Source organism: Acidovorax sp. 62 (genome assembly GCF_002754495.1).
In the GTDB taxonomy this organism is placed as follows: Bacteria; Pseudomonadota; Gammaproteobacteria; order Burkholderiales; family Burkholderiaceae_C; genus Acidovorax.
In genome coordinates this window covers 3,782,167-3,798,107 of sequence record NZ_PEFJ01000001.1, presented here as the reverse complement: position 1 = coordinate 3,798,107, position 15,941 = coordinate 3,782,167, and the positions used below count along the sequence as shown (strand labels likewise).

Here is a 15,941-nt window from a genome sequence, read left to right as displayed (position 1 = left end):
GCTTTCTGGCGCCTGGCGGGCTTTACCTTTTGGGGCGGCCCGGGCCCCTGTTGATTGCATCGTCCATGCCCCGCAAGCACCTGCACCTGGCGGATTTCGCCTCACTTGCTGCTTTTTTGGCAGTGCGGGGGGGCGCTGCGCGTGCGGGTTTGGTGGCCTTGCTGGTGGGGCTGTGCCCTTGGGCCTGTGCCAAGGGCAAGGAAGCCTCTGCCGAAGCGGCGCTGGGGGCGGGGGCCGCAGTGGCCCTGGTGGCCGATGCAGCCGCCACACCGGCGCGCAAAACCCTCTCGGGCGGTCTGGAGGGGATGCAGGGCGAGGCCGTGGTGACCTTGCTGGGCGGTGGGGCGGACTGTGCGCTCGAGCCCGGGGGTGGCTTTGGCCAGGCACCGGAGCCCGAGCCCAAAGGGGTGCGCATGCCCTACGGTGTGCTGGCGTTCAGCGCCTCGGGCTGCACGGGCAGCATCACGGTGCAGCTCACCTACCCTGAGCCCTTGCCGCCCACGGCCCAGTTGTGGAAGCTGGGCCCAGCCACCCAGAGCGCCACCACCTCCACCTGGTTTGCCTGGAGCGGTGCGCAGTTCAGTGCCGACCGCCGCACCGTGACCTACACCGTGCAAGACAACGGCGTGGGGGATTCAGACCCCGCAGTGGGCCGCATTCGCGACCCCGCCACGGTGGCGCTGGTGCCTTTGGTGGCGGTGCCCTTGTTGGCCGACACCACCTGGGCCCTGTGGGTGGCGGCGGTGATTCTGGGGCTGATGGTGTGGCTGGACATGCGCAGCCGGCCACGCATCACAGGCCGGTGACCGGTTCTTGAGGGCTGCATTGGTCCCCATCGTGCCCAGGCTCGGGCGGTAGGGCCGCCAATCGGTGAGAATCCCCCTTTGCTTTATTTGGCCTGAGTGCACCACCGTGCCGGATTCTTCCCCTTCCCTGTCGGATGCCACGGCAGCCCGATCGACCCCTTCCCCTGAGCGCATGACCCCGCTGGAGCGCCGCTCCAGCGTCAGCCTGGCGCTGATTTTTGCTTTGCGCATGCTGGGCCTGTTTCTGGTGCTGCCCGTGTTTGCGCTGGAGGCCCGCAAGTACCCCGGCGGCGATGACCCCGCGCTGGTGGGGCTGGCCATGGGCATCTACGGCCTGACCCAGGCGGTGCTGCAGCTGCCACTGGGCATGGCGTCCGACCGCTTTGGCCGCAAGCGCGTGATTGTGCTGGGCCTGCTGGTGTTTGCCGCAGGCAGTTTGCTGGCGGCGCTGGCAGATTCGTTGACGGGTCTGCTGCTGGGCCGCGCTTTGCAAGGGGCGGGGGCGGTGTCGGCCGCCGTCACGGCCTTGCTGGCCGACCAGACGCGCGACGCAGTGCGCACCAAGGCCATGGCGTTGGTGGGCGGCAGCATTGGCCTGATGTTTGCGGTGGCCCTGGTGGCCGCGCCCGTGCTCACGGCGGCCGTGGGCCTGCCGGGTTTGTTTGGGCTGACTTGCCTGCTGGCCCTGGCGGGCGTGGCCGTGGTGCTGTGGTGGGTGCCGCCCGAGCCCGCGCACCTGAAGAACGCCCCCCGTGGCCGCCTGGTCAATGTGTGGGCGCACCCCGATTTGCTGCGCCTGAACCTGGGCGTTTTCGTGCTGCACACCGTGCAGTTGTCGATGTGGGTGGCGGTGCCTGCCATGTTGGTGCAGGCTGGGCTGGGCAAAGACCACCATTGGCAGGTGTACCTGCCAGCCGTGGTGCTGTCGTTTGTGGCCATGGGCGGGTTGTTTGCGCTGGAGCGCAAGGGCCACCTGCGTGCTGCCTTGCTGGGCGCCATTGGCTTGGTGCTGGCGGTGCAGGTGGGGCTGGGGGCGCTGGCGGCCAGTGGCGCTGCGCCTTCGCTGTGGGTCCTGGGGCCACTGATGTTTGTGTTTTTTTGCGGGTTCAACGCGCTGGAGGCCAGCCAGCCCAGCCTGGTTTCGCGCATGGCCCCGCCCCAGGTGCGGGGGGCTGCGCTGGGCAGCTACAACACGCTGCAGTCCATGGGACTGTTTGCCGGTGGGGCACTGGGCGGTGCCTTGGTCAAGTGGGTGGGCCCCACAGGTTTATTCGCGGCGACCACCTTGCTGATGGTGCTGTGGCTGGCCGTCTCCTGGAAGTTGAAGCCTATCGGCCGCCATGATGCGGGTGGTGCCTCTGCGGGACATTGAAGTCGCGCGCGTGTCCGGTCAGGAGTCGGTTGCGGCACAATGGCGCGTTTGGCGCGCGGAAACTTCCCTAAATCCGGCGCTGTTTTAAGTGAAAGCACAGCCATGGCATCCATCAACAAAGTCATCATCGTCGGCAACCTGGGCCGTGACCCTGAAATGCGCACCTTCCCCAGTGGCGATCAGGTGGCCAACGTGACCATTGCCACCACCGACAAGTGGAAAGACAAGCAGACCGGCGAAATGAAAGAGGCCACCGAGTGGCACCGCGTGGTCTTTAACGGCCGTCTGGCTGAAATCGTAGGCCAGTATCTGCGCAAGGGCTCGCAGGTGTACGTGGAAGGCAGCCTGCGCACCCGCAAGTGGACCGACCAGGCCGGCGTTGAAAAGTACAGCACCGAAATCCGCGCCGACCAGATGCAAATGCTGGGTGGCCGCCAAGGCATGGGCGGCCAAGGTGGCGGCCAGCAAGGCGGTGGCTATGACGACGGCGGCTACGGCGGTGGCGGCGACCAAGGTGGCGGCTACGACCAAGCCCCCCGCCGCGCAGCGCCAGCGCCACGCCCCATGGCCGCACCGGCCCCGCGCCCCGCGCCAGCACCCGTGGCGCAGCCCCCCCGCGCGGCTTCGGGCTTTGATGACATGGACGACGACATTCCGTTCTGACCCCTGGCCAGCGTGCACACCCGCACACCACCGCAAGCCTGCCCGCGTCCGCGCTGGCAGGCTTTTTTGTGGGCCTGGGCGCCTTGCGCGTTCACGCCCCTCGTTGGCATGGTTGATCCAGACACCGCGTTTCCTGCATGACCGCTCCGCCCCATTTGCCCGCATCTGAGGACGCACTGCGCCGTTGGCGCCTTATTCTGGGCCGCTACGCCGCGCGGCCCATGGGGGGCGTGGGCATGCAGGGCGAGGACTGGAAGCTCGACCAGGCGCTGGAGTACCTGTACGGGCGCGAATACGAGGGCCGGGGCCTGGCCAAACCTGCGGGTGGCTCAGGCTCGCTGGACCCGACCCAGTTGCGCGCCATCGACTGGCTCAACCGCTCGCGCAAGCTGTTTCCGCAAGAGGTGTTCGAGCGCATGCAGACGCAGGCGATCGACCGCTACCAGCTCACCAGTCTGCTCAATGACCCCGAGGTGCTGCGCTCGATGGACGCCACGCCCGGCCTGGCCAAGGCCCTGCTGGGCATGCGCGGGCGCCTGTCGGGGCAGATGCGCGATGCCGTGCGCGATGTGATCCGCAAGACGGTGGACGAGATTACCCGCCGCCTCAAAAGCGACTTTGTGAACGCGCTGGTGGGCCGTCGCAATCGGCAGCGCCGCTCGCTGGTGCCCAATGCCCAGAGCTTCGATGCGCGCGCCACCATCGCTGCCAATCTCAAAAATTACAGCGCCGAGCGTGGCCAGCTCATCATCGAGCGGCCGCTGTTCAATGCCCGCGTCAAGCGCAACCTGCCCTGGGACGTGGTGCTGTGCGTGGACCAGAGCGGCTCGATGATGGACTCGGTGATCTACAGCGCCGTGGTGGCGGGCATCATGAGTTCGCTGCCCGCTGTGCGCGTGAAGCTGGTGGTGTTTGACACCAGCGTGGTGGACCTGACCCACCTGGCGCACGACCCGGTGGAGGTGCTGCTCACGGTGCAACTGGGCGGCGGCACCGACATCGGCCGCGCCGTGCGCTACTGCGAGTCGCTCATCGGCAACCCGCAGCGCACGGTGTTCACGCTCATCAGCGACTTTGAAGAAGGTGCCTCGCCCGGCCCCTTGCTGGCCGCCGTGCAGCGCATGGCGCAGGCGCGCGTCAAGCTGCTGGGGCTGGCCGCGCTGGACGAATTGGCCAACCCTGTGTACGACCGGCAAATGGCCCAGCGCCTGGCCAGCCAGGGCATGCACGTGGCAGCCCTCACGCCGACCCACTTTGCGCAGTGGCTGGCCGAGGTGATGAACTGAAGTGCCTGAGTTGACTGAAGCCCCATGACCTGGACCCACGCCTACCGCGCCTACGACGACGACACCTTGGCCACGCTGGCCAATGCGGGCCTGCTGCGCCGCGCCGCCAAAGACGTGGAGGCGGGCAAAGTGCAGTGGCAGCGCCAGGGCGACACCGATGGCGTGGTGCAGGCCGATGGCCAGCAGGTGCAACTGGACGCGCGCGGTCCCCAGAAGGCGCAATGCGACTGCCCTGCGCCCGGCCTGTGCAAGCATATTCTGGCGGCAGCGCTATGGCTGCGTGCGCTGCCGGAAGGAGGCCCCGAAGCCGCCGTACCCGAAGCCGTCCCCGCCAACGCGGCTGCCCTGGAGGCCAACGCTGACGCCCCCGCGCCCCCGCCCCCTGCGGCACAGGCCGACCCCTTGGCAGAAGTGCTAGCGCTGGACTCTGCCGCTCTTTTCAAAGCCGCCGGTGTGGCCGCGCAGCGGCGGGCCTTGCAGGCTTTGCCCTGCGGGGTGGAGTGGCGCGTGCAAGGCAGCGCGCTGGTGATGGATTTGCCCGCCCTGGGCGTGAGCTGCCGCTGGGTGGCCGGGGCAGGGTTTGACGGCATGGTGTCCGAGGTGCCCGCGCGGGAGCGGCGCGCTGTGCACCTGATCGCCCTGGCCGCCGTGCGCAGTGCTGCAGGGCAGCCTCTGGTGTGGCCCGATGGGCAAGCGCCCCAGGCGGCACCCGCCACCGAGGCGCCACGCCCCCTGGGCACCAGCGAGCGGGCCTTCGTGCAGCAGGTGCAAACGCTGCTGGGCGAGCTGCTGCGCTGTGGGTTGGCGCACGTAAGCCGCCTGTCGAGTGCCCAGCTGCTGGCGCTGAATATGTCGGCCCGGGGCGAGGGCCTGCCGCGCCTAGCGGCACTGCTGCGCAACCTGGCCGGCATGGTCGACGCTCTGGAGCGGCGTGACCACCGCACGCTGGAGGCCGACGCACTGGCCCTGATGGCCCGCACGCATGCCCTGTGCGTGGCGCTGTGCGCCCCCGAGGCGACGCCCGACACCCTGGCGCTGCTGCGCGGGCGTGTGCGGCGTGATTTTGACGAGACCGCCACGCTGGCCCTGCTGCCGCTGGGGGCCTACTGGTGGCAAACGCTGGGCGGTGCGCGCGGCCTGACCCTGGGGCTGTGGGACATGGACGGCCAGCGCCTGCTGCAGGCCACACTGGCGCGCCCCGATGGCAGCGACCCGGGGTTTTCTCGCCACGCCGCCTGGGTCACGCTGGCCGTTTGGCCCGGTGCCGGAGCGGCGCACCAGCTGTGCCAGGCTCCGTTGCAGCTGGAGCAGCCCCGCTTGGCCGACGATGGCCGCCTGGCCGTGGGCGGCGCCAGCCGCGCCAGTGTCGCCCCCGCCTGGCGGGCCGACGACCCGCGCCTGGCCACGCTGGGTTGTGGCCGCTGGGCCGACTTGCGCGGGCCGCTGCAGGCCGCCACCGGCCTGGGCGGTGAGCCGGTGGACATGCTGCTGCTGCGCCCTAGTCGCACCCACGCCCCGGTGCTGGACGAGACCCGCCAGCAGTTGCACTGGGCATTGCAGGACGAGGCGGGCCAGTGGCTGCGCCTGACCGTTCCCGTCAGCGACGAGACCGCGCTGCGCCTCGATAACCTGGACCGCCTCACCGCCCGGCAGGCCCCTGTCCATGCCGTGCTGGTGCGTGTGGAGCGCACCGGGGCCGAGACCTTGCTGGTGCCCGTGGCGGTGCTCAGCAGCGGCGTGTCTGCGGGTTCTTCCGGCGATGCGGTGCAGGCCGTGTCGCTGGACTTTGCCACCGAGCCAGCGCGCCCCACGCCGCTGGCGCAGCGCATCTTGCGGTTGATGCAGTGGCGCAAAGAGCAGCAGGCCGCCCCGGCGCTGGCGCAGCCCACGCTGGCCCCGCGCCTGCTGCAGCCGGTGATGACCGTGCTGGAGACCCAGGCCGCCACGGGCCGCATGGCGCTGACCGATGCGCAGCGTGATGCCCTGGTGCAGGCGCGCGCTGCGCTGGCCTCGGTGGGCCTGCGTACGCTGGATGCCGCCTTGCACACCCATCTGCTCGCCCCCAGCAGCCACAGCCTGTTGCCACTGGCCTGTCTGGCGCAGTGGACTTTGGAGCTGGACGGCCTGCCTTTGTGTGCTGAATCCGATACGCCTTGATACACATCCAAGCGGTAAATGCGGCGAGCGTGCGACATATGCCACACCGGGCCCACGCAACCCGCCCAAGAGGGGGCCGCACCCCTTGAATCGCCACCGTCTGCTGCCAGAATGCTCGGTTTTTACGTTGAGGCTTTTTGACGGAGCCTCTTTGACGGGGCTCTTGGCGCCCCTGTGCACACAACCTACAAGGGATGCCCATGGGATTGCTCGACAAGATGGTGAAAGCCGTGCTGGGATCGACCACCAGCGATGCGGGTGCATTGACTGCCAGCCAGGTGAACCTGCTGCGCCAGGCCGTGGAGCCGCTGGGCACCCTCTCGGCCCCCCGTGTGGCAGAGCGTGCACTGGCATTCATCACCGAGGGCACTGAAGAAGGCGTGCTGCAGGACCTGGCTTCCGTCACCCCGTCCGAGGTCAGCAGCAACCTGCTGGGCCAGCCCGGCCGCCTGCGCTGGGGCTTCCATGCCGGGCATGGCGGCAAGTCACAAAGTGCGGGCGACAAAAGCATGGCGGGCCGCGCTGCGTTTTACGACAGCGTGGCCAAGCACCCGGTGCCGCTGGAGGTGATCGTGCGGCTGGGCAAGGTGCTGGCGGCGGGCGACCAGGGCAAGTCGCTGGACCACCCCGGCGCGCCCATTCCTGATTGGTTGCAATACCTCGTCAACGACGCGCTGCACGCCTCCTTTGGTGGGCACAGCAACCAACACGACCTGACCCAGCGGCGCGCCTGGCGCGTGCCCTTGTTCGCCCAGCTGTTGGCGCATGAGGGGTTGGACGAAACCCTGGTGCTGCAACTGGTGTTTGAGCGCAAGGGGCTCGACAGCTATTACTCTGACCGCTTTCGCGGACTGGTAGAACCCACCGAGGTGGCCGAGTACATGCGAGACCACCCCGAGGCCGTGCGGGCCTTGCTGCAGCAGCTGTCCGCCAGCGGCAAGGTGGAGCTGGCAAAGCGCATCGGGCAGGCCAAGAACCTGACCACGGCCTTTGCCCCCGAGCTAGTGGCTCTGGCGGTGGACGGTGCCAAGACCACGCGCGCCGAGGCCGTCAAACACCTCGAAGGCATTCCCACCGAAGACCGCCTGCGCCTGCTGGGCGCCTTGTTGCGCGAAGGTGAAACCACCCAGCGCACGCAGGCGGCCGAGCTGCTGGCCCGCTGGCCCTCCGACACCACCGCTCCCTTGCTGGAGGCAGCGCTGGAGAGCGAAACCAGCAAGCCAGTGCAGCAAGCCATTCGTGCCGCCTTGAACCGCCTGGGGGCGGCCAGCGATGCGCAAGACCAAGCCTTGCCCCCCGCACCCGAGTGGACGCCCTTTGCCGACGCCCCTTTGGGTGACGCTGCCCTGGCGCTGTTTGAGTCCAATCGCAAGGAAGTGCTGGAGCGTGCCCGTAAGGCGGCAGAAGAAGAAATCGAAGACAACAAGAACGCCAAGCACAAGTACACCTGGTGCCAACAGCACTACGCCAAGATGGCTAAGGTGAGCACCGAGGATCTGCAAGCGGCCCTGAAACTGCTGAACGGCGAAGGCGACAAAAAAGATGCGCAGCGGGTGCGCAACGGCGAAGTGGCCAACGTGGTGAGCGCGGGCAACCGCCTGTACGCCTTGCCAGGTTTTGGCCCGGTGCACCTGGTGCGCTGGCTCACGGCCTCGCACCACTGGCGCAGCTTTTGGGCCGATGACGGATTCCAAAAATGGCTGGGCCAGCAGCCTGCAGGCAGTGTAGACCTGCGTGCCCTGGCAGCGGTGTTCCAACGTGCAGACCTGCCGCTGGAGGACGTGGCCCGCGCTGCGCTGTGCGACTACTGGAACACCCCGAACGCCGTGGATGTGCTGCCGCCCGAACAGATTTGGCCCTTCTTTGCCGAGCACCCCGAGTTCATCGACGAAGGCCTGGGCCTGGTGGCGCCGCCCAAGCGCGAACGCAACCACTGGCCGCTGGAGATGGGGGCCACGATGCGCGTGCTGGCCGTATTTCCGTACATCCCTGCGCGCTGGATGCCGCGCCTGATGGAACTGGCCCTGGGCGAGGGTAAGACCCATCGCCCCTTGGCGCAAAAGGCGCTGGCTGCCGTGCCCGACATTGGCCGCAGCGTGATCGACTCATTGGCCCACACCAAGAGCGAAGTGCGCATCGAAGCCGCCCGCTGGCTGGCCGACCTCAAGCACACCGCCGCCGTGCCCGCCCTGACCCAGGCGCTGGACAAGGAAAGCCGCGAAACCGTGCGCGCCGCCTTTCTGACGGCGCTGGAAGCGCTGGGCGAAGACATCGCGCCCCGCCTGGCCCCGGCACTGCTGCTGGCCGAGGCCAAGAAAGGCCTCAAGGCCAAGCCCCCCGCCGGGCTGGCCTGGTTCGCCATGGAGGCCCTGCCTGCTGCCCGCTGGGCCGATGGCAGCGCGGTGGAGCCTGAGATCACCCGCTGGTGGGTGGTGTTGGCCTGCAAACTCAAAGAGCCCGGGGGCAATGCCTTGCTCACCCGCTACATGGGGCTGCTGGACAGCGCCAGCCGCCAGGCGCTGGGCAGCACGGTGCTGCGCCAGTTCATCGCGCAAGACACGCGCCACCCGCCGCTGGAAGAAGGCATTGCCTACGCCCACCAGCACGCGGCGGGGCGTTACCAGAGCTACCAGCGCAGCTACCAGAACGCCAAGCCCGAATACCGCCAGTACTACGAAGCCAACTACGCCAAGTCGCAAGAGCAGGTGTTTGAGGAGTGCAAGCGCGAGAAGATGGGCGAGTACCTGGGCAGCGCCATCGGTGAAAAGGGCATCCTGGCCCTGGCCGCCCATGCGCCGGGGCATGAGCTGGTAACGCTGCTGCAGCACTACATGCGTGACCACTACCAGCGCCGTGCGCAGATCGAGGCCATGCTCGAAGGCGCTGCGCCGGGCAATGATCCCTTGGTCATCCAGCTGCTGCTGGGCTTGTCGCGCCGCTACCGCACGGCCTCGGTGCAAACCAAGGCCCGCACGCTGGTGCAAGAGATTGCCGATCGCAACGGCTGGACGCAAGAGCAACTGGCCGACCGCACCATCCCCACCGCCGGGCTGGACGACACCGGCACGCTGGTGCTGCCTTATGGTGACCGTACCTTCACCATGGTGCTGGACGCGGCCATGAAGCCCGAGCTGCGCAACCCCGAGGGCAAATCGATCAAGGCCCTGCCCGAGCCGCGTCAAAACGACGACCCCGCGCAGACCAAAGACACCAAGGCACAGCTGTCGTCCAGCAAGAAAGAGCTCAAGCAGGTCATTGATCTGCAGACCGCACGGCTGTTTGAGGCCATGTGCACCGGCCGCGTCTGGCCGCAGGCCGAGTGGACGGAATACCTGCAGGCCCACCCCATCGCCGGGCGGCTAATTCAGCGCCTGGTGTGGATGGAGCTGGACGCGCAAGGGCAGTGCCTGCAAACCTTCCGCCCCACCGAGGACGGCAGCCTGATCAACACCGACGACGATGAAGTGACCCTGGCGGGCGGCAGCGCGCTGCGCCTGGCCCATGCCTCGTTGCTGGACGATGCGCAGGCCAGCGCCTGGACGGCGCACTTCAAGGACTACAAGCTCACGCCCCTGTTTGCGCAGATGGCCCGCAAGGCGCCGGACATCGCGTTTGCCGACGACAAGGGCGTTGCGGTGCGCGAGATCAAGGACCGTGAGGGCTGGGTGAGCGACACCTTCACACTGCGCGGCACCTTCACCAAGCTGGGCTACCAGCGCGCGCAGGCGGAAGACGGCGGCTTTTTCTATCAATACACCAAAGAGTTTGCGAGCGCAGGGGTGCGGGTGGTGATGGAGTTCTCAGGCAACTGCCTGCCTGAAGAGAACGTCGCAGCCGCCCTCAAAACGCTGAGCTTTGAAAACAGCAAGCTGCGCGGCTGGGGTGACCACAGCCTGCCCTTGGCCGAAGTGCCCCCCGTGCTGCTGGCCGAGGCTTACGGCGACTACCTGGCGCTGGCCAAAGTGTGCGCTGGCTATGATGCCGATTGGGAGAAGAAGATGCCTTGGTAACGCGGTGCCATGGGGCGTCCAGGACGGGCCCGGTAGCTTTTACACCGGCCTGCGGCGGGCCTACCCCACCACTTTGTCCAGTGCGGTGCGCTGGCCACACTGCGTGCATTTTTTGACAACAACAGCGCCCAATTCGAAGATCATCACGGCCTTGCCCGTGCATTGCCTTTGAAAGCCGGGCAGCTGTTTTCAACGTTTTTTATTCACCACCAAAGAAAGAAGAGAGAGGGATTGCCATGGGATTCATTCGCAAGATTCTGATTTTCATCACCGGCTATGCATGGCTGCTGCTGTTGCTGGGCCCTGGTCTGATTGCCATGTCGGTGTATAGCGGCTGGAAGGCTGATGGCGATCACGCCTTCACGGCCCGCGAAAAGCTCACCACCGTGACCGGTAAGGTGGTGGAAGCCTCGGAAGTGACCGTCAAGCGCAAGCGCCGCTCCACCAAGCACTACTACCAGATCAACGTGCAACCCGATGCGGGCGGTGAGGTGCAAAAGCTGCGCATCGACCAAACTACGCCCAAGGCGCTGGTGAGCGCCATGATCGAAGAGAAGGTGACGGCGCTGGTCGACAAGAGCGACAACGACGTGGTGTACGAAGTGACGGTGAACGGCCAGGCCCTGATCGCCTACGAAACCACCAAGCAGCGCCTGGTGGCCGAGGCCGCGTCTTCTGCCAAGTCGATGAGCGGCGCAGGAATGTGGATTTTTGCCATCTTCCTCACACTGATTGGTGCCGCAGGTGTGTGGTCCAATCGTAAACTGCGCGCTGCCGACGAAGAAGCGCAAGCCGCAGCGGCCTGAGATTCAAAGAGAGAGGGGGAGGAGGTGCACACCTGTGCACCGGCTCCCACATTGCCAACCATCCAAGGAGGAATCAACCATGAACCCTAACGTACTCACCCCCGACGCACCCGAAGGTGCCCCGTTTGAGCGGCGCGACTTCATCGTCTCGACCTACAAGCACCTGGGCGCCGCCATCCTGGCGTTCGTGGTGCTGTCGGCCGTGCTGATGATGACGGGCTTCTCTGGCACCGCCGCCAAGATGCTGCTGGGCAGCGGCAACAAGTTCCTGTGGTTGGGTGTCATGGGCGCCTTCATGCTGGTGGGCTGGCTGGCCTCGCACCTGGCCGACAACTCTGAAAACCCCCAAACCCAGCTGATGGGCCTGGGCCTGTATGTGCTGGCCGAAGGCCTGATCTTCGCGCCCATGTTCGGCATCGCACAGATCGTGGCCCCTGGCGCCATCGGCGCCGCGGCCTTCATCACGCTGCTGCTGGTGGGCGCGCTGACCTGGACCGCCTTCACCTCCAAGACCGACTTCTCCTTCCTGGGCGGCACGCTCAAGGTGGTGGGTCTGGTGGCGCTGGGCACCATCATTGCCGGTGCCATCTTCGGCTTCAAGCTGGGCATCTGGTTCTCGGGCCTGATGGTCGCGTTTGCTGGCGCTTGCGTGCTGTATGACACCTCCAAGATCATCCGCGACTACCCCGTGGACCGTCCTGCCGGTGCCGCCCTGCACCTGTTTGCCTCCATCGCGCTGATGCTCTGGTATGTGCTGCGCATCCTGATCAGCCTGGCCACCAACGACGATTGATCGCACCCCGCTGTGCCAACCAAGCCGGAGCCCACCACGCTCCGGCTTTTTTCATGGCGCACCTGATTTGAAGTAAAAATGGGCTCTAGCGCCTGATGGATAAGCGCAAGAAGCTCTTGATTTGATAGCAAATGACCGCCTCTGCCCCCACCCCCGCGCAGGCCGTGCGCCTGGCCCCTGAACACCGCTTTGCCGACGAGCTGGCCCGCCTGGCCGCTGCCGACACCCATGCCCGCCCACCGGGCTGGCGCCTGTCGCCGCGTGCGGTGCGGCAATTCATTTTGGGCGATGCGGGGCTGAAGGTCAGCCAGAAGTTCTTTGGTGACGATGCGCTGGTCGATCGCGCCATCGTCACCCTCATGGGCCACCAGGGGCTGATGCTGGTGGGCGAGCCGGGCACGGCCAAGTCGTTGCTGTCCGAGCTGCTGGCGGCCGCCATCAGCGGTGATTCGGGCCTCACGGTGCAGGGCACCGCAGGCACCACCGAGGACCACATCAAATACAGCTGGAACTACGCCCTGCTGCTGGCCGAAGGCCCCAGCCAGCGCGCGCTCGTGCCCTCGCCTGTGTACCGCGCCATGCAGGCCGGGCAGATCGTGCGGTTTGAAGAAATCACCCGCTGTCCGCCTGAAATCCAGGATGTGCTCATCTCGCTGATGAGCGACAAGCAACTCATCGTGCCCGAGCTGGCCAAGGACGAAAAAGACGGCTCGCGCCTGTTTGCGCAGCGCGGCTTCAACATCATCGCCACCGCCAACCTGCGCGACCGGGGCGTGCATGAGATGTCGTCCGCCCTCAAACGTCGCTTCAACTTTGAAACCGTGCGCCCCATCCGCGACCACCAGTTTGAGGTGGACCTGGTGATGGCCCAGTTGCAGCGCGAGCTGGCGGGCACCGAGGCCCCCGTGCAGGTGCCACGCGACGTGGTGGGCTTGCTCGTCACCACCTTCCAAGAGCTGCGCGCCGGCCAGACGCAAGAGGGCACGGCCATCAAGGGGCTCGACGCGGTGATGTCCACCGCCGAGGCCGTGAACGTGGCCTACGCCGCCGCGCTGCAGGCCCGGCACTTCAACGGCGGCGAGCTGACCCCGCGCGAGATTGCAGGCCAGCTGCAAGGCGTGGTGCTTAAAGACAGCCTGGACGACGCCAAGCGCGTGCGCCACTACTTTGACACCGTGGTGCGCGAGCGCGCCCGCCGCGACGCGCTGTGGAAGCAGTTTCACGACGCCGCCCGCAGCCTGTGGCAATGAGCGCGATGCCTGCAGGCACCGTTGCAACGTCTATTGCGCTGCCGGAGGCGGTGGCCCGGCAACTGCCGCAGCTGCTGGACACCGAGGGTGATCCGGCCCGCGTGGTCTTTGTGCCCGTGCGCCACCACAGCCCCACCTGCGCCTGGGCCCTGCGCGCCCTGCTGCGCGAGCTGCGCCCCGCCGCCATCCTCATCGAAGGCCCGGACGACGCGCATGCCCTGCTGCCGCTGATGAGCGACCCGCAGACCCGCCCCCCCGTGGCCTGGCTGTGCCAAGCGGTGCGCGAGCGGCCTGCTGTCACCTCCGATGGCCCTGATGACACCGCACCCGAAGCGGGGGCAGACGCCGACCCCACCAGCCCCCGCACCGACACCCGCAGCTCCTTCTACCCCTTTTGCGACTACAGCCCCGAGTGGATCGCCATCCGCGAAGGCGCGGCGCTGGGCGCGCAGGTGGCGCTGATCGATCTGCCTTGGCAAGACAAGGCTTGGGAGCGTGAGGACGGAGAAGGCGACGCAGAGACCCTCGGCACCGCCGCACGCAGCCAGATGGAGGAGCGCCACTTTGCCCACAGCCGCTACCTCACGGCCATGGCGCGCCAGCTCGGCTGTGCCGACCACCACGACCTGTGGGATCGGCTGTTTGAGCTGCGCAGCACCACCCAGCGGGACGACTGGCGCAGCCTGTTCACCGACGTGTTCAGCTGGTGCGCCATGGCCCGGCTGGACTACGAACCCGAAGTGCTAGAAGCCGAGCTGAGCCTCCCCCGCGAACGCCACATGGCTGCGCACATCCAACGCTGGCGCGCGCAGGTGCCAGGCACCATCGTGGTAGTGACTGGGGGCTTTCACACGCCCGAGCTGCTGCGTCTGTGCGCTGCTCATGCAGATGCCAAGCCCATCAGCAAGGCCCGCAAAGCCAAAGCCACGCCTGCTGCGAAAGCGGCCAAGGCATCCGCAGCCGCTGCCCCCAACGCCTGGCTCATCCGCTACAGCTTTGAGCAGCTCGACGCGCTGAACGGCTACAGCGCGGGCATGCCCTCGCCCGGCTACTACCAGCGCCTGTGGGAGGCCTGGAATCGCAGCGAGCCTGAAAGCTCCCGCATCCCGATTTCTCCTCCAACCGTTCAGGCTGAGCCTGTCGAAGCCCGGCACCACTCTGGCCAGCCCAGCCCCTTCACCGCAGTAGCACTCGACGTGCTCACCGGCTACGCCCAGCAAACCCGCCAGCAAGACCAGGCCGACGCCATCTCCACCGCCCTGGTGCAGGCCGCCGCCCTGCAGGCCCAGCGCCTGGCCGACTTGCGCGGCAACGCCGGGCCGGGGCGGCAAGACCTGCTGGACGCCATCCGCTCCTGCTTTGTCAAAGGCGCCATCGACGAAGGCACGCGGGGCTTTACCGCAGACCTGCGCACTTACCTCAGCGGCACCCGCATGGGCGAAGTGCCGCCCAGCGCAGGCTCGCCCCCACTCATCGAAGACGCCCGCCGCCTGGCCCACGCCGCCGGGGTGCGGCTGGACGACACCACGCCGCGCACCACGCGGCTGGACCTGTACCGCAAGCCCACCCACCGCGTGCGCAGCCGCTTCTTTCAGGCCATGGCCTACCTCGACACCGGCCTGGCCCAATGGGTAAACGGCCCCGACTTTCTGGCGGGCACGCGGCTGAACCTGCTGTTTGAAGAATGGCACGGCGCCTGGAGCCCGCTGGTCGAAGCCCGCCTGATCGCCCTTGCCGCCGACGGCGCCAGCGTAGAGGCCGTCTGCCTAGCCAAGCTGCAACGCGAAGAAGCCGCCCTGGCCGCCGATGGCCGTGGCCGCAGCGCCAGTGCCGCCGTCATGCTGCTGCTGCGCGCTTGCCTGGTGGGCCTGCAGCACCGCCTGCCCCAGTTGCTGGGCATGCTCTCCACCCACCTCAACGAAGACGCCTCGCTCGGCTCCGTCATCGACTGCGGCCACCGCCTCGTCACCCTGTGGCGCGCCCGCGAGCCGCTGGGCGTGCAACAGCACCCCGAGCTGCGCCGCCTGCTGGCCCGCGTATGGCCCGCGGCCCTGTTTTTGCTGCCCAACCTGCAGCACAGCCCCGCCGACGCCGAACCCCAGGCCGTGCAGCACCTGCTCGCCCTGCGCGAGCTGGGCCGCATGCTGCAAACGCTGGACGCCCCGGCGGACGGGACCGCAGACGCAGGCAGCGCCGATGCGCAAGACACTGCCCCCACGCCGCCCCCGGCCAGCGCGCTGGCCATCGACACCGCCTTGCTCATCCCCCACTTGCAGCGCTTTGCCACCGAGCCCGACACCGCCCCCGGCGTGTGCGGCGCCGCCACCGCCTTGCTGTACCTGGAGGGGTTGTGGGACGACGCCCAGCTTGATACCGTGCTGCGCCAACGCTTTGGCCCCGGCGCGGTGCCCGCCGATGCGGTGCGGTTTTTGAACGGCGTGATGCAAGCGGCCCCCGAGCTGCTGCTGCGCCTGCCCGCCCTGCTGCAGGGGCTGGACGCCCTGGTGCGCGGCTGGGACGAAGCCGCCTTTATCGCCCACCTGCCCGATTTGCGCCAAGCCTTCACAGCCCTGCGCCCCCAAGACACCGCCACCCTGGCCGAACGCGTGGCGGGCTTGCATGGCGGGGACGCGGGCGCGGCCAGCGCTTTGGTGGCCATGCACTACGAGACCAGCGAGGCCGACCTGCAAGCCGGGCTGGCGCTGCAGCAGGCCTTGCAGGCGGCGTTGGTGCGAGATGGGTTAGGGGCGTGGGCTGGGCCGTGAGGGCACCGCGCCACCCGTTCGGGCTGAGCCCGT

10 protein-coding genes are annotated in these 15,941 nt (G+C 67.7%); all 10 read left to right on the top strand.

All coding sequences use genetic code 11. The annotated features are described in order from the left end of the window. Nucleotides 1-65 precede the first annotated feature (65 nt). The gene (locus CLU86_RS17020; RefSeq protein WP_099742433.1) at nt 66-806 is read left to right on the top strand and encodes a choice-of-anchor U domain-containing protein; all 741 of its coding nucleotides are present in this window, start codon (nt 66-68) and stop codon (nt 804-806) included. A 172-nt stretch (nt 807-978) separates the two neighbouring features. Further along, the gene (locus CLU86_RS17015; RefSeq protein ID WP_099742432.1) at nt 979-2,178 is read left to right on the top strand and encodes an MFS transporter; all 1,200 of its coding nucleotides are present in this window, start codon (nt 979-981) and stop codon (nt 2,176-2,178) included. A gap of 102 nt (nt 2,179-2,280) precedes the next feature. Further along, entirely contained in the window at nt 2,281-2,841 is a 561-nt protein-coding gene (gene ssb / locus CLU86_RS17010) for a single-stranded DNA-binding protein (protein ID WP_099742431.1), read from the top strand. 137 nt (nt 2,842-2,978) lie between these two features. Continuing rightward, the gene (locus CLU86_RS17005) at nt 2,979-4,127 is read left to right on the top strand and encodes a VWA domain-containing protein (protein WP_099742430.1); all 1,149 of its coding nucleotides are present in this window, start codon (nt 2,979-2,981) and stop codon (nt 4,125-4,127) included. A gap of 24 nt (nt 4,128-4,151) precedes the next feature. After that, nucleotides 4,152-6,284 carry an SWIM zinc finger family protein gene (locus tag CLU86_RS17000; protein WP_099742429.1) on the top strand — a complete coding sequence of 711 codons (2,133 nt, stop codon included), beginning with the start codon at nt 4,152-4,154 and terminating at the stop codon, nt 6,282-6,284. Nucleotides 6,285-6,484: 200 nt separating this feature from the next. Continuing rightward, the gene (locus CLU86_RS16995; RefSeq protein WP_099743655.1) at nt 6,485-10,294 is read left to right on the top strand and encodes a DUF4132 domain-containing protein; all 3,810 of its coding nucleotides are present in this window, start codon (nt 6,485-6,487) and stop codon (nt 10,292-10,294) included. Between the two features lie 236 nt (nt 10,295-10,530). Next, complete coding sequence (locus CLU86_RS16990; protein ID WP_099657144.1) at nt 10,531-11,100, top strand: hypothetical protein; 570 nt, start codon at nt 10,531-10,533, stop codon at nt 11,098-11,100. 79 nt (nt 11,101-11,179) lie between these two features. Continuing rightward, entirely contained in the window at nt 11,180-11,893 is a 714-nt protein-coding gene (locus tag CLU86_RS16985) for a Bax inhibitor-1 family protein (protein ID WP_099742428.1), read from the top strand. A 131-nt stretch (nt 11,894-12,024) separates the two neighbouring features. Further along, complete coding sequence (locus CLU86_RS16980) at nt 12,025-13,143, top strand: AAA family ATPase (RefSeq protein ID WP_099742427.1); 1,119 nt, start codon at nt 12,025-12,027, stop codon at nt 13,141-13,143. Then, nucleotides 13,140-15,908 carry a DUF5682 family protein gene (locus CLU86_RS16975; protein ID WP_233195065.1) on the top strand — a complete coding sequence of 923 codons (2,769 nt, stop codon included), beginning with the start codon at nt 13,140-13,142 and terminating at the stop codon, nt 15,906-15,908. Before CLU86_RS16980 ends, CLU86_RS16975 begins: the two co-directional genes overlap by 4 nt. Nucleotides 15,909-15,941 lie beyond the last annotated feature (33 nt).

Coding starts and splice junctions, on each gene's coding strand:
- CLU86_RS17015 (WP_099742432.1), top strand. CDS start 979: ATGACCCCGCTGGAGCGCCGCTCCAGCGTCAGCCTGGCGCTGATTTTT.
- ssb (WP_099742431.1), top strand. CDS start 2,281: ATGGCATCCATCAACAAAGTCATCATCGTCGGCAACCTGGGCCGTGAC.
- CLU86_RS17000 (WP_099742429.1), top strand. CDS start 4,152: ATGACCTGGACCCACGCCTACCGCGCCTACGACGACGACACCTTGGCC.
- CLU86_RS16990 (WP_099657144.1), top strand. CDS start 10,531: ATGGGATTCATTCGCAAGATTCTGATTTTCATCACCGGCTATGCATGG.
- CLU86_RS17020 (WP_099742433.1), top strand. CDS start 66: ATGCCCCGCAAGCACCTGCACCTGGCGGATTTCGCCTCACTTGCTGCT.
- CLU86_RS16985 (WP_099742428.1), top strand. CDS start 11,180: ATGAACCCTAACGTACTCACCCCCGACGCACCCGAAGGTGCCCCGTTT.
- CLU86_RS17005 (WP_099742430.1), top strand. CDS start 2,979: ATGACCGCTCCGCCCCATTTGCCCGCATCTGAGGACGCACTGCGCCGT.
- CLU86_RS16980 (WP_099742427.1), top strand. CDS start 12,025: ATGACCGCCTCTGCCCCCACCCCCGCGCAGGCCGTGCGCCTGGCCCCT.
- CLU86_RS16975 (WP_233195065.1), top strand. CDS start 13,140: ATGAGCGCGATGCCTGCAGGCACCGTTGCAACGTCTATTGCGCTGCCG.
- CLU86_RS16995 (WP_099743655.1), top strand. CDS start 6,485: ATGGGATTGCTCGACAAGATGGTGAAAGCCGTGCTGGGATCGACCACC.